Consider the following 14,015-nt stretch of genomic DNA (forward strand, 5'->3'; position numbering starts at 1 on the left):
GAGACGAGGTAAAGAGATGCAGTCGTTTCTCTGCTCTCCCCAAAAGCAGAGCTGCCACGGTGCACTGTCGTCCGCAGCCAGCCGAAAGTCAATTATTTTTGGAATTGGTTCCAATGAATGAAACCTAAAACACCCTTTCACACAAGCTTGAACCGGCGCTAACCCAGCACGAACCCGCTACGCACAAGTTCCACTCATTGAAACTTGTGCTAATTATCAAAACACATGCTAGTATGATTTTGCGTCGACCGAGGGCAGCTACGGCCTCGTATGGACGGTTGATTTGTCCTGCATACATGCAGATTCAATAGGAGCATTGGTGATGATTTACACGCGCAGTGGGGCAGACGCCCTTGCAAACCGGAGCGTTATCGTTTCGCCCGGTACCGGAAACCAGCATTGGGGAACGACCTTCTTTGGCCCGCGGAGCTCTCAAGCGCGGGCCCCCAGGCCCTCAGGCGACAATGTCTGAACTCAGAGCACACGAAGCAGTAGTGCCCCATTTCCACGGGGTGTCGATGTTTCAGTTGTTCATCGCTGGCAGTGGCACACTGGGTAATCGCGGGCAGGTACTTGAGCCGCTCACCGTCCAGTTCAAAGACCATCACACGGCTTACGGGCCGATCGTGGCGGGTCCGCAAGGGCTGTCCTTCGTCGCCATGCGGATGTACACCGGAAACTCCCAACCGGTCTATTTGAGTGAGCCTGGCTACCGGGAACAACTGCGTCCCAGCAAACGCCGGCACCTGACGTCCGAGCCCATCAAGTTCTCCATTGCCCCTGTGATGCAGGCCCGCGAAGAAGCGAGTTGGGAACTGCTTTTTGAAGATGAGGCAGATGGCCTGCGCGCTCAGGTATTACGATTGGGCGCTGGTATGAAGGTGGACGGTCCGCCCCCTGGTATTGCGTCGGGTTATTACGTTTTCGTCGGAAACGGCAGCGTGCTGCATGGCGAAGAGGAGCTTCCTCTCTGGTCCATGATCGTCGTGGAATCAACTGAGGAAAAGTTCGAGATCCAAGCAGGTGACCAAGGTGCCGAGGTTCTCGTGCTCCAGTACCCCCCGGGAAGAGATTTGAAGTAGGGGTTCCCTCCGGCGAACTGACATTCGCTGGTCGTGTGCCCAACCTTAACGCGTAAGAAACACAGCTTCACCCTATCAAACAATAAACAAGTCTACGCCCCTGAGGGGGAGTAAAAGGCTTTGCACAATGGAGTTCGTTATGAGCATTGGCGTAACGTTCAATTTCAAAAGGCTGGTCGCGCCGATATCCGGCGCGCCCCCCAGCCGGCTATTCGCTACGACCGCTTTACCCACGCTGACACAACTCGACATGCCTGCACCGCACACAGCGATAAACGCGACAAGCATCCATGTCTGTAGGAAACGTTCGGATAGAAAAAGCACCAGTGCTCATGGAGCGCTCAAAAAACTCCAGCTCCGCAGCCTGCTGGCCTGTCTGGCCCTTGGCGCCGCCAGCGTCGCTACAGGCGCATATGCCGGGCCACTCCCCCCCTCTTCAGCATTGGCCTACGACAAGCAGACCCAAGGCCCAGTACCCATCCCGGTATCGGAACGAGGCCTTCCAACGGTTACTGCTCAAACCTGGTTCAAAGCATCCAACGAAGGACGGATACTGGAAGGCGCCATATTTGACCGCGAGGGCAACCTGCTTTTCTGTGATGTTTCGGGTAAACGCGTACTTCGCCTCTCGCCGACCAAACAGCTTTCAATCGTAGCCACGATAGAGAACCTCTCCCCTGGCGGACTGGCATTTCATCCCGACGGACGTCTGTTCATCGCAGCTCTCGATCTGAACCGCAACCTCGGCGCGATTTTCGCGGTCAAACCCGATGGCACGGGAATGCAAACCATCATCGCGCAAGACACCGGATTCATGCCCAATGACTTGGCGTTCAACAAACAGGGTGGTTTCTACTTCAGTGATTTCAAAGGTATCTCGACCGAGCCAAAGGGCGGGATCTATTACGTTTCTCCCGATCTTTCGCCTCCCGTTGTCGTCTTGCCGCATCTCTCGATGGCCAACGGCGTTACGCTAAGTCCAGACGGAAAAACGCTGTGGGCAACCGAATTTGGCCGCAACCTTCTGCATCGCATCGACCTGGCCAACGCTACTACCATCGCCACCATCAGTTCGTCCATCCCCTACCGTTTCACGGGGCCCTCCCCCGATTCGATGCGGGTCGACGCCGATGGCAATGTCTATGTGGCGATCTATGGGCAAGGTCGTGTAATGGTCTTTAACCAGATCGGTATCCCGATTGGCCAGGTGCTGCTGCCGGGGCGCGAACAAGGGCACAATCTGCTATCGACTAGCCTCGCAATTGATCCCCATACGAACACCTTGTACTCCGTCACCAGTGATGGAGATAAGGGGCAAGGAGCGACAATATTCCACGCCAAGGTGTTTACCCATGGCTTGCCGCCGGCGTCATTCAAATGAGCCGTCTCAATGTTTGTTCCCCACACGTGTGTCCTATTGATCACATGGAGAAACCCCTATGACCCCTATTGGCGCAGAGCCTGACTCTTTGAATGCCAAGCGCGATACGACAAAAGCCTCGCGATGGGTATGTCGTATCTTTGCCATTGTATTACTGATGCTTGGGCTGGCCCTTTCCATTGGCGGTATCATCTTGGTTGCGGACGCAGGTTCTGCGTACTACCTGATTACCGGGCTGGCCTTCATCACAAGCGCTGTACTTCTCTGGCGCGGCGATGCGCGAGGGATTTGGGTCTATGCCGCAATGCTGGTCTGGACCACGGCCTGGAGTTTGTGGGAGGTGGGTTTTAACGGCTGGCAACTGGCGCCGCGGCTCATTGGTCCGTTTGTTCTCGGCGCAGTACTTCTGCTACCGCATTTCACCCGACTCAAGCCAGCGCCGAGCACCCGGAAACTTCCACGCGGCTGGCCATCGTTTGCCGGCGGTCTGGTCGCAGCAATTGCTTTGGGGAGCGTCAGCCACGCTTTCGGACCCGATGCCCCGGACTTTCCGATGTTGAGACGCGGCGTGCAATCGCAGGCGCCAGCGAAACTACCTGAACCACTGGCCAACAACGAGCGTACCGACTGGCAAGCCTACGGCAATGACCAGGGCGGGACCCGCTTCAGTCCGCTTGCAGACATAGACACAACCAACGTCTCGAAACTGGTCAAAGTCTGGGAAGCCGACATGGCGCCAGTGAACGGCGATCTCAACGCGATCGAAGGCACCCCCATCATGATGGGTAGCTCCCTGTACGCGTGTGATGGCAATAACGGTATCCATGCATTCGATGCGGAAACCGGCAAAGAATTGTGGCGCCGCGACATTTCCAACGGCGTACCGCAGTCGGGCAAACCTTGTCGGGGTGTGGCGTACTACAAAGTGCCTGACGCCAATGGGTTTTGCTCAGAGCGCATCTACGCCCCCAGCCACAACCCCACGCTGGTGGCACTGGATGCGAAAACCGGTGAGTATTGCCCTGGGTTTGGTAACAACGGCGCAGTCGATCTGACAAAGGGCGTCGCACCTTACCCCCATGGCTTGTTCTATGTCAGCTCGGCACCGCAAGTCATCCGCGGCAAGATTGTCGTCGGTGGCGGCATTCCCGACGGGCAATACTGGGGTGGTCCGTCCGGCGTTATCAGGGCGTTTGATGCAGTAACAGGCGAACTCGCCTGGGCCTTTGATGCCGGCGCGCCAAATCGCCTCGGCCTGCCACCTGAAGGACAGTATTACACGCCTTCCACGCCCAACAGCTGGGCCCCGATCAGCGCGGATGAGAAGCTCGGTCTTGTCTATTTGCCAGTGGGCAACGCGACACCTGATGCTTACGGTGGGCAGCGCCGTCCCTATGACGAGGACATCTCCAGTGCGGTGATCGCTCTCGACGCGGAGACTGGTCGACTGCGCTGGAAATTTCAGGCCACGCACCATGACATCTGGGATTATGACGTCGCTTCTCAGCCCACTCTGTTGAATTGGCCTACCGCAAAGGGCATGCGGCCAGCACTGATCCAACCAACCAAGCGCGGCGAGATTTTCGTGCTCGACCGCGAGACTGGCGAGCCGATCAAGGCGGTGGAAGAACAGCCTGTGCCTCAGCGTGATATTGCTAAAGGCGAATGGCTGTCCCCTACCCAACCTGCCTCTGTCGAGCTCCCTGCTTTCAGGGGGCCTCAACTGCGCGAAAAAGACATGTGGGGGGCGACGCCGATCGACCAGATGGTTTGCCGGATCATGTTCAAACAATCGCGCTACGAGGGCCAGTTCACGCCCATCACGCTCGACAAAAATGTCTTGATCGATCCCGGTTCAATGGGGGGTGTGAACTGGAATGGCATCTCGCTGGACGTTGATCGTGGGCTGATGATCGTCAACTGGACTCAGGTCCCTGACCGAATCGAGTTGGTCACACGCGAAGAAGCAACGCAACGCAATTTCAGGATTGCACCGGGTCTGGACGCAGGGGGACAAGCCGAGCAGCCTATGCTTGACACGCCCTACGGTGCTTATCGGGTCAACTTCCTTTCGCAGCTTGGCATTCCTTGCAATGCGCCGCCTTGGGGCCTGATTGGCGCTGTTGATCTTGTCAGTGGCAAGCTCATCTGGTCCAAGCCATTTGGCTCACCGCGTGACATTGGCCCGTTCGGTCTGCCGACCCTGGTCTCCATCCCAATCGGTACACCGACCGCCGGTGGCGCCGTGACGACACGTGGCGGCCTGGTATTTATCGGTGGTGCAGCAGAGCATACGTTCCGTGCCTTGGATGCCGCCACCGGCCGGGAGCTGTGGAGCAGCCGCCTGGCCACCAGCGCCAATGCCACACCCATGACCTACCGCAGTCCTGTGAGCGGAAGGCAATTTGTGGTGGTCGCCGAAGGTGGGCGCCCGCATTATCGTACGAAGCCTGGTTCGAAGCTGGTCGCCTTTGCAATTCCAGACAGCAAGTGATCGCTGCTGACAATAGCTGATCGACTAAGGAGCCAGGCCATCGCGACCTGTCTCCAAAGTCTTGGACAGGGCAAATTTGCCTGCCTCTGAAATGGGTCTATATCCATTTCAGTATCAAAACGCCCGGTGCATTAGCATCGGGCGTTTTGTATTTCAGGGAGAGTGGTAACGCCTGCCACATATCCCCCTGCACAGAAACATCACCCTTCACTAAAACTGAAGCCCTCACCTCTAAATCCGCCTTTCGCCGCGATGAGCCCATCCCTATGGTTAATCCACTGGCCGGCAGTCACTTCGCCCTGCCAGTGAATCGAGGAGATACGATGGTCGACGTTCTGGTGATAGGTGGCGGCAACGCTGCGTTATGTGCCGCATTGATGGCACGAGAGGCTGGCGCCAGCGTGATGCTGCTGGAAGGCTCGCCGAAAGTCTGGCGCGGCGGAAATTCGCAGCACACGCGCAACCTGCGCTGCATGCACGATGCGCCTCAGGATGTGCTGGTCGATGCCTATCCCGAAGAAGAATATTGGCAAGATCTGCTTAAAGTCACCGGTGGTCTTACCAACGAGAAACTGGCGCGCATCGCCATTCGCGCATCGTCATCTTGCCGTGATTGGATGCGTTCACATGGTGTGCACTTTCAGCCGCCCTTGTCGGGTGCTCTTCATGTGGCTCGCACCAACGCGTTTTTCATGGGCGGCGGCAAGGCATTGGTCAATGCCTACTTTCGCAGCGCCGAACGCCTGGGCGTGAAGATCCGTTATGACGCTCAAGTCACCGACATAGAACTGGAAAACGGTGCTTTCGTCGCAGCTCACCTGGCCGAACGCATGGTAGGTGGACAGCGATTCCCAGCGGAGCGTATCGAAGCACGCGCTTGCGTCCTGGCGGCTGGCGGGTTTGAGTCCAACCGTGAATGGTTACGGGAGGCTTGGGGCCAAAACGAGCGTGGTGAATGGCCATCGGACAACTTTCTGATCCGCGGCACTCGCTTCAATACCGGTGTGTTGTTGCGACGAATGCTCGATCTTGGCGCCGATGCAGTTGGCGACCCGACCCAGGCACATATGGTTGCCATCGACGCCCGGGCTCCGCTTTACGACGGCGGTATATGTACCCGCATCGACTGCGTGTCCCTGGGCGTGGTTGTCAACCGCGATGGCGAACGGTTTTACGATGAGGGTGAGGATTTCTGGCCCAAGCGTTATGCGATTTGGGGCCGTCTGGTTGCAGGACAACCCAACCAGCAGGCCTACTCGATTATCGACCAACAGGCGCTTGGCCGCTTCATGCCGCCGGTGTTCCCCGGAACCACAGCCCGGACGTTGCCAGAACTTGCTCGCCTGTTGAACTTGCCGCAAACGCAGTTCGTTAAAACCATCGAAGACTACAACAACGCTTGCCATGTCGGCACGTTCGACCACACCACGCTCGACGACTGCCATACCGAAGGGCTTATTCCCGCCAAGACTCACTGGGCAAGGCCGCTCACCAAACCACCCTACTACGCCTACCCCCTCAAGCCAGGTGTCACCTTTACCTATCTCGGCTTGGCGACCGACGAAACGGCCGCCGTGCACTTTGATGGCAAGGCCAGCCCGAACCTGTTTGTCGCCGGAGAAATGATGGCTGGCAACGTACTAGGCAAGGGTTATACCGCGGGTATTGGCATGGCCATCGGTACCGCCTTCGGACGAATCGCCGGCGTACAGGCCGCGCTTTGTGCGGGGTTTGGCCTTTCTCCTGTGAAATCGGAGCTTCAACATGCAGCTGTTTGATCCCCAGGTATCCAGTCAACTGATCCCGGTCCTCAACCTGCAGGAAACCGAAGTCGGACGGCAGATGACCATTTGCAATGCCTGCCGCTATTGCGAAGGTTTCTGTGCCGTATTCCCCGCAATGACCCGGCATCTGGAATTCGGTCAGGCCGACATTCACTACCTGGCGAACCTTTGCCACAACTGCGGCGCATGCCTGTCAGCCTGCCAATACGCTGCCCCGCACGAATTTGCCGTCAACGTGCCCAAAGCCATGGCTAAGGTACGTCTGGAAACCTACACCAATTACGCCTGGCCGCAGCCACTGGGCAAATTGTACCAACGCAACGGCCTTACCTTGGCACTGGCTTCAGGCGCGGGGTTGGCGCTGTTCCTATCGCTGACCTTGATGATCATGGGCAACCTGTTCATTGCCATGCCAGACGGTAACTTCTACAAGATCTTTCCACACAACACGTTGGCACTGATGTTCAGTGCGGTGTTCGGTTTCGCCGTGTTGGCCCTAGGCATCGGCGTGCGTCGATTCTGGCGCGAAATCTCACCCGCCGAGGCACCGCTGCCGTTGAAAGCCAGTGCAGCACTGGAGGCCGGCGCCAACGTCGCACAACTCAAGTACCTGGACGGCGGACATGGGGAAGGCTGCAACAACGCTGACGACGAATTCACCCTCTGGCGCCGCCGCTTTCATCACCTCACTTTCTACGGGTTCATGTTGTGCTTCGCAGCCACGGGCGTTGCCACCCTTTATCACTTTTTGCTGGATTGGTCGGCGCCGTACCCGATTTTGAGCCTGCCGGTATTGCTCGGCATTTTCGGTGGTGTAGGTCTGTTGATCGGCCCGGCAGGTTTGCTCTGGATGAATTTGCGGCGTAACCCGCAACAGGGTGATGAGAACCAGAAACCCATGGACCGTGGCTTCATCGCGCTCTTGTTCCTGGTCAGCGCCAGCGGCCTGGCATTGCTTGCTGGGCGCGAAACCAGTGCGTTGGGCCTGTTGCTTGCGATCCATCTGGGCCTGGTCATGGCGTTCTTCCTGACCATGCCCTACAGCAAATTCGCCCACGGCATATTCCGCAGCGCTGCGTTGCTGAAATACACCATTGAAAAACGCCAGCCCAACCCGATCAGTGCGGGCGGCGAATGACAGGTGTTTTTCAAGAGCGCGCCGACGGCATCCTCGGCGCCGTTAAGTTGAAAGTAACCTTCATGAGAATCACAAGGAGAGTTTTACAGATGCTCAAATAAATTACCGAGACATTTCTCAAGAACAGACGTGACATGACTTAGGTCCCGTCTTCTTATCAACTTACCGTGTGTCACGTCAAGCTCGACGCGTCCACAAAAAATCCAGTAGAGCTTCGCTGGGATCAACCGTTGCAGACATTCTTTAATGCTCTTCCGAGCGGAAGACCAACCTGAAGATGTGTTCGATTATCTGACTAATAAAAACAAAAGCAGAGATTATCATGACCACTCATTTGAACTGCAACACGCTTAATACTTCCATCGCATTGCTGCTGCTTTGCGGAGCGGCCAACAGTCATGCACAAGAAGCCTTCAGTCCCGAATCCCCTTGGATGTTGGGAGACTGGGGCGGCCTACGCACAGAATTGCTGGAAAAAGGTTATACCTTTAACGTGCTCTACACGGGCGACGCAGCGACGAATCTTGCTGGTGGCTACGATTCGCACACCACGGCGCGGTATACCGACCAACTTGCGCTGATGAGCAATTTTGACCTTGAGAAAATACTTGGCTGGGAAGATGCTGATTTTCAATTCACCATATCGGATCGTAACGGGCGCAATCTAACCAACGATGTACTCACCGATCCTCGTGTGGGAGGCATCAGTCAGGTTCAAGAGGTATACGGGCGCGGCCAGACCTGGCGACTTACGCAACTCTGGTATCGTCAAAAGTTCTTTGACGGCGGGCTGGATATCAAACTGGGTCGCATGAATTTTGGCGAGGACTTCGGCAGCTTCCCCTGCAAATTCCAGAACTTGGCATTTTGCGGCGCGCAGCCTGGTAACTGGGCCGGCGATATCATTTATAACTGGCCAATCACTCAATGGGCGGGCCGTGTAAAGGTCGCATTGAGCGATAACACTTATGCGCAGATCGGTGCGTACGAACAAAACCCTTCCTACCTGGAAATAGGTAACGGCTTCAAACTCAGCGGCAGCGGCAATGAGGGTACCTTGGTACCTGTCGAGCTGGTCCATACCACGTCGCTGGGAGCCGGACGGCTGCCAGGGGAATATCGCGTAGGGGCGTATTACAGCAGCCGTGACGCAAACGACGTCAACACAGAAGAAAACGGCATAGCAAAATCCCGCGACAGTAAACACGGCGCATGGATTGCCGGGCAACAACAAGTCTGGAAAGATCCGGACTTCGCTGCTCGCGGGCTGACGGTGTTTGCCTATGCCACCGTGCATGACAAAGCCACCAATATGATCGATCGCTATGCGCAAGTAGGCGCTTACTACACGGCCCCCTTCAAATCTCGCCCGAATGACGAGATCGGCGTCGCCATCGCCAGTCTCCATGTGAATAACCGTTTCACAGATCATCAGCAGCAACTGAACGACCGGGCGGGGGTGAGCGATTACGACGACCCTCGCTACACACCGACACAAAGCTCAGAAACCAACATGGAAATTTACTATGGCTTCGGCGTGACCAAGTGGCTGACCGTGCGCCCCAACCTGCAATTTGTAGGCAATCCTGGCGGAGTCAGCGAGGTCAGGGATGCATGGGTGGCCGGTTTGAAATTCGAGACCAGTCTGTAAGAGGCTCTTCCTATGCAATTTATTTTCAGCCTGAATTCGCACAAACACGGGAGACTACGACAATGACGTTTTGCAGCCTACAGAATCGAGTTCAACTGCTCACGAAGTGCGTCGCCGCCCTGGCCTCTAAATTGTCGAGTCACTCGTTCTCGTACTTGGAGCAATTTCCCGAAGCCGTCCTGTTGTCCGATCGTCCGGCAGCACAAGACGAGGTATAACAGCCGAAACACGGCGCCGTAGGTTGGGCGCGCCTTGGAACGCTGCAAAATGATCCCAACCAAACTCAGAAATATGTACCTGACAAACGTCTCATCACTTGATAGGAGTACTTTCATGTCTTGGTCCAAACCTGCTTACACCGACCTGCGTATCGGTTTTGAAGTCACCATGTACTTCGCAAACCGTTAAGTTTGTATCTGATGGACAGCGCCTCGGCCTGCCGAGGCGCTTTATTTTAAGTTCCAGAATGATGGAGCAGCCATGTTCGTCCAGATTCTAGGTTCCGCGGCCGGTGGCGGTTTCCCCCAGTGGAACTGCAACTGCGCCAATTGCGCAGGTTTTCGCAACGGCAGCCTGCGGGCCCAGGCGCGCACTCAGTCATCCATCGCGATTTCCGATGACGGTGTGAACTGGGTGCTGTGCAACGCCTCCCCGGACATTCGCGCCCAGCTCCAGGCGTTCGCCCCGATGCAGCCGGGCCGGGCCCTGCGCGACACCGGCATTGGCGCGATCATCCTGATGGACAGCCAGATCGACCACACCACCGGCCTGCTCAGCCTGCGCGAAGGGTGCCCGCACCAGGTCTGGTGCACCGACATGGTCCATGAAGACCTGAGCACAGGCTTTCCGCTGTTCAACATGCTGACCCACTGGAACGGCGGGTTGAGCTGGAACCGTATCGAACTCGACCAATCGTTCACCATCCCGGCCTGCCCGAACCTGCGCTTCACCCCGCTGCCCCTGCGCAGCGCCGCACCGCCCTATTCACCGCACCGCTTCGACCCGCACCCGGGCGACAATATCGGGCTGATCGTCGAAGACCTGCGCACCGACGGCAAACTGTTCTACGCCCCCGGCCTGGGCAAGGTCGATGGGCCATTGCTGGAGATCATGGCCGGCAGCGATTGCCTGCTGGTGGACGGCACGATGTGGAACGACGATGAAATGCAGCGCCGTGGCGTTGGCACCCGCACCGGCCGGGAAATGGGCCACCTGGCGCAGAATGGTCCCGGCGGGATGCTGGAAGTGCTGGAGCAACTGCCCGATCAGCGCAAGGTCCTTATCCATATCAACAACACCAACCCGATCCTCGATGAAGACTCCGCCGAGCGGGCCGAGCTGGTGCGGCGCAATGTCGAAGTGGCTTACGACGGCATGAGTATTGAACTGTAGGAGCACCCGAAATGACTGACACCCCCCTGTCCCCCGCCGAGTTCGAAGCGGCCCTGCGTGCCAAGGGCGCGTATTACCACATCCATCACCCGTACCACGTGGCGATGTATGAAGGCCGCGCCACTCGCGAGCAGATCCAGGGCTGGGTCGCGAACCGTTTTTATTACCAGGTGAACATCCCGCTCAAGGATGCGGCGATCCTGGCCAACTGCCCGGACCGGGAGATCCGCCGTGAGTGGATTCAGCGCCTGCTCGACCATGACGGCGCGCCCGGCGAAGACGGCGGCATCGAAGCCTGGCTGCGGCTGGGCCAGGCCGTGGGCCTGGACCCCGATCAACTGCGCTCCCAGGAATTGGTACTGCCAGGTGTGCGTTTCGCCGTGGACGCCTACGTCAACTTCGCCCGCCGGGCCAGTTGGCAAGAGGCCGCCAGCAGCTCGCTGACCGAACTGTTCGCCCCGCAGATCCACCAGTCGCGCCTGGACAGCTGGCCGCAGCATTACCCATGGATCGACCCGACCGGCTATGAATACTTCCGCACCCGCCTGGGCCAGGCCCGGCGTGACGTGGAGCATGGGCTGGCGATTACCTTGCAGCACTACACCACCCGCGCCGGCCAGGAGCGCATGCTGGAGATCCTCCAGTTCAAACTGGACATCCTCTGGAGCATGCTCGACGCCATGAGCATGGCCTACGAATTGAAACGCCCGCCCTACCACAGCGTGACCGGGCAACGGGTGTGGCACAAAGGAATTACCTTATGAGTTTCGACCGCAGCCAAACCCCGCGCTGGCGCCCCGGCTATCGTTTCCAGTACGAACCGGCCCAGAAAGGCCACGTGCTGCTCTATCCTGAAGGCATGATCAAGTTGAACGACAGCGCTGCGCTGATCGGTGGCCTGATCGACGGCGAACGGGATGTCGCGACCATCATCGACGAGTTGGCCAAGCAGTTTCCCGACGTGCCGGAACTTGGTGACGACATCGAGCAATTCATGGAGGTCGCCCGTGCACAGCACTGGATCGAACTTGTCTGACACCCGTGCCCTGCCGCCCAGGCCGGAAGTCGGCCTGCCGCTGTGGCTGCTGGCGGAGCTGACCTATCGGTGCCCGTTGCAATGCCCGTACTGCTCCAACCCGTTGGACTTCGCCGAGCAGGGCAAGGAGCTGAGCACCGAGCAGTGGTTCAAGGTCTTTCGCGAAGCCCGGGAAATGGGCGCCGCGCAGTTGGGTTTTTCCGGTGGCGAGCCGCTGGTGCGCCAGGACCTGGCCGAACTGATCGGCGAGGCGCGCAGGCTGGGTTTCTATACCAACCTGATCACCTCCGGCATCGGCTTGACCGAACAGAAAATCAGCGACTTCAAGAAGGCCGGGCTGGACCATATCCAGATCAGTTTCCAGGCCAGCGACGAGCAGGTGAACAACCTCCTGGCCGGCTCGAAGAAAGCCTTCGCGCAAAAGCTGGAAATGGCCCGGGCGGTGAAGGCTCACGGCTATCCGATGGTGCTGAACTTCGTGACCCACCGGCACAATATCGACAAGATCGACCGCATCATCGAGCTGTGCATTGCCCTGGAGGCCGACTTCGTCGAACTCGCCACCTGCCAGTTCTACGGCTGGGCGCAATTGAACCGCGTCGGCCTGCTGCCCACCCGGGAGCAGCTGGTACGCGCCGAGCGCATCACCAATGAGTACCGCGCCAAGCTGGAAGCCGAAGGCAATCCGTGCAAGTTGATCTTTGTCACGCCGGACTACTATGAAGAACGCCCCAAGGGCTGCATGAACGGCTGGGGCAGCATTTTCCTCACCGTCACGCCGGACGGCACGGCATTGCCCTGTCACGGTGCCCGACAGCTACCGGTGCAGTTTCCCAATGTGCGCGACCACAGCATGCAGCACATCTGGTACGACTCGTTCGGTTTCAACCGTTTCCGCGGTTATGACTGGATGCCCGAACCGTGCCGCTCCTGCGATGAAAAAGAAAAGGACTTCGGTGGCTGTCGCTGCCAGGCGTTCATGCTCACGGGGGACGCCAGCAATGCTGATCCGGTGTGTAGTAAATCCGCACATCACGGGATAATCCTGCAGGCTCGCGAAGACGCAGAGTACGCCACGCAAACCATTGAAGAACTGGCCTTCCGCAATGAACGAAACTCGCGCCTCATCGTTAAAGGCTGATCGTCTCAGCGACAGAAACAACTGATTGGTCGACGATAGATTCGATGACGGTAACGTCCAACGCGCAGCAAATATCACCTGCAACACCTGAGGGATTCAGGCGCCCGGCGTCGTGGATGGCTCATCATTAGTGAGTAAAGCTCAGCACTGCATCAATAGCTCACAGGCTAATCAATTAAAAATCAGCCTGTAGAATATCTCCATACCGACAACAAATTCATTCCGGATATCGAGTAGGCATCTTAACCCTTGCCGCCCTCGATCATCTCGCGTCATCCACAGAAGCAACGGGCGCACGTTCCCAAGCCAATGCGTTATTAGGCGGGAACAGCTTGCTTAAAACCTTCCCTATTTAACGGTTCAGAACAAGCTTATAGCTATTCTCGACCCCCAAAGAACTCAGGACACTTATGAACCTTGCAAAACTTACAGCTTCTATCATTTTAATCACCGGCCTGGCTGGCTGCGCGACTGAACTTCCGACGCTTAAGGATGGCGAATCCATTGTCAATCTTCACGAGCAGATCGGTGATGAAATGCTGGCCAGACGCCTGGATACGCAACGTGCAGAGAACCTGACTTATTTCAAAGTATCGCCAGGGGCGCATACGATGGAAGTTGGGGTAGTTACCAAGGGCTACCAGGAAAGCCAACACCGCTGTGTTGCCACCCTGTCCTATGACAACTTCTTACCGAATGAACGTTACACCTTGATGGAAAGTAGTGCGGGAAAAGAGGTAAAAATTGAACTTATTGACAGCAAAGGTAATACCTTGGCTCAAACTGACAAAATGCCCTGCTTGTAATTTCCCGCAGAGCAGGTGACAGCGAGGTACCACCTAAGTACACAGTAATCATGACAGTTTCACTCCACGCTAAAACAATAACGCCCGGCCTATCGCCGGGCGTTTTTGCT

At 57.2% G+C, this 14,015-nt stretch carries 12 protein-coding genes; all 12 read left to right on the forward strand.

Going from position 1 to position 14,015, the window contains the following annotated elements; genetic code table 11:
• Nucleotides 1-518: 518 nt before the first annotated feature.
• The 12 genes from TK06_RS09710 to TK06_RS09765 all read left to right on the forward strand — a co-directional run bounded on the left by TK06_RS09710 (nt 519) and on the right by TK06_RS09765 (nt 13,905).
• A complete protein-coding gene (locus TK06_RS09710) occupies nt 519-1,082 on the forward strand; it encodes a hypothetical protein (RefSeq protein ID WP_086936780.1) in 564 nt (187 codons plus the stop codon).
• A 139-nt stretch (nt 1,083-1,221) separates the two neighbouring features.
• On the forward strand, nt 1,222-2,463 hold the full coding sequence (locus tag TK06_RS09715) for an SMP-30/gluconolactonase/LRE family protein (protein ID WP_203225771.1): 1,242 nt from the start codon (nt 1,222-1,224) through the stop codon (nt 2,461-2,463).
• Nucleotides 2,464-2,521: 58 nt separating this feature from the next.
• Entirely contained in the window at nt 2,522-4,957 is a 2,436-nt protein-coding gene (locus TK06_RS09720; RefSeq protein WP_063321892.1) for a pyrroloquinoline quinone-dependent dehydrogenase, read from the forward strand.
• A gap of 323 nt (nt 4,958-5,280) precedes the next feature.
• On the forward strand, nt 5,281-6,735 hold the full coding sequence (tcuA, locus tag TK06_RS09725; protein WP_063321893.1) for an FAD-dependent tricarballylate dehydrogenase TcuA: 1,455 nt from the start codon (nt 5,281-5,283) through the stop codon (nt 6,733-6,735).
• Entirely contained in the window at nt 6,722-7,879 is a 1,158-nt protein-coding gene (tcuB, locus tag TK06_RS09730; protein WP_060743021.1) for a tricarballylate utilization 4Fe-4S protein TcuB, read from the forward strand. The genes tcuA and tcuB overlap by 14 nt, the downstream gene beginning before the upstream one ends.
• Nucleotides 7,880-8,201: 322 nt before the next feature.
• Complete coding sequence (locus tag TK06_RS09735; protein ID WP_063321894.1) at nt 8,202-9,530, forward strand: carbohydrate porin; 1,329 nt, start codon at nt 8,202-8,204, stop codon at nt 9,528-9,530.
• A gap of 333 nt (nt 9,531-9,863) precedes the next feature.
• Complete coding sequence (gene pqqA / locus TK06_RS30740) at nt 9,864-9,938, forward strand: pyrroloquinoline quinone precursor peptide PqqA (RefSeq protein ID WP_020295432.1); 75 nt, start codon at nt 9,864-9,866, stop codon at nt 9,936-9,938.
• A 72-nt stretch (nt 9,939-10,010) separates the two neighbouring features.
• Nucleotides 10,011-10,922: a pyrroloquinoline quinone biosynthesis protein PqqB gene (gene pqqB / locus TK06_RS09745; RefSeq protein WP_063321895.1), complete on the forward strand. Its 912-nt coding sequence runs from the start codon at nt 10,011-10,013 to the stop codon at nt 10,920-10,922.
• 11 nt (nt 10,923-10,933) lie between these two features.
• Entirely contained in the window at nt 10,934-11,686 is a 753-nt protein-coding gene (gene pqqC / locus TK06_RS09750) for a pyrroloquinoline-quinone synthase PqqC (protein WP_063321896.1), read from the forward strand.
• Complete coding sequence (pqqD, locus tag TK06_RS09755) at nt 11,683-11,958, forward strand: pyrroloquinoline quinone biosynthesis peptide chaperone PqqD (RefSeq protein ID WP_063321897.1); 276 nt, start codon at nt 11,683-11,685, stop codon at nt 11,956-11,958. Before pqqC ends, pqqD begins: the two co-directional genes overlap by 4 nt.
• Nucleotides 11,930-13,099: a pyrroloquinoline quinone biosynthesis protein PqqE gene (gene pqqE, locus TK06_RS09760; RefSeq protein WP_063321898.1), complete on the forward strand. Its 1,170-nt coding sequence runs from the start codon at nt 11,930-11,932 to the stop codon at nt 13,097-13,099. The genes pqqD and pqqE overlap by 29 nt, the downstream gene beginning before the upstream one ends.
• Nucleotides 13,100-13,509: 410 nt before the next feature.
• Nucleotides 13,510-13,905 carry a hypothetical protein gene (locus tag TK06_RS09765; RefSeq protein WP_060743027.1) on the forward strand — a complete coding sequence of 132 codons (396 nt, stop codon included), beginning with the start codon at nt 13,510-13,512 and terminating at the stop codon, nt 13,903-13,905.
• The last annotated feature ends 110 nt before the right edge of the window (nt 13,906-14,015 follow it).

It is taken from the genome of Pseudomonas fluorescens (assembly GCF_001623525.1).
GTDB lineage: Bacteria > Pseudomonadota > Gammaproteobacteria > Pseudomonadales > Pseudomonadaceae > Aquipseudomonas > Aquipseudomonas fluorescens_Q.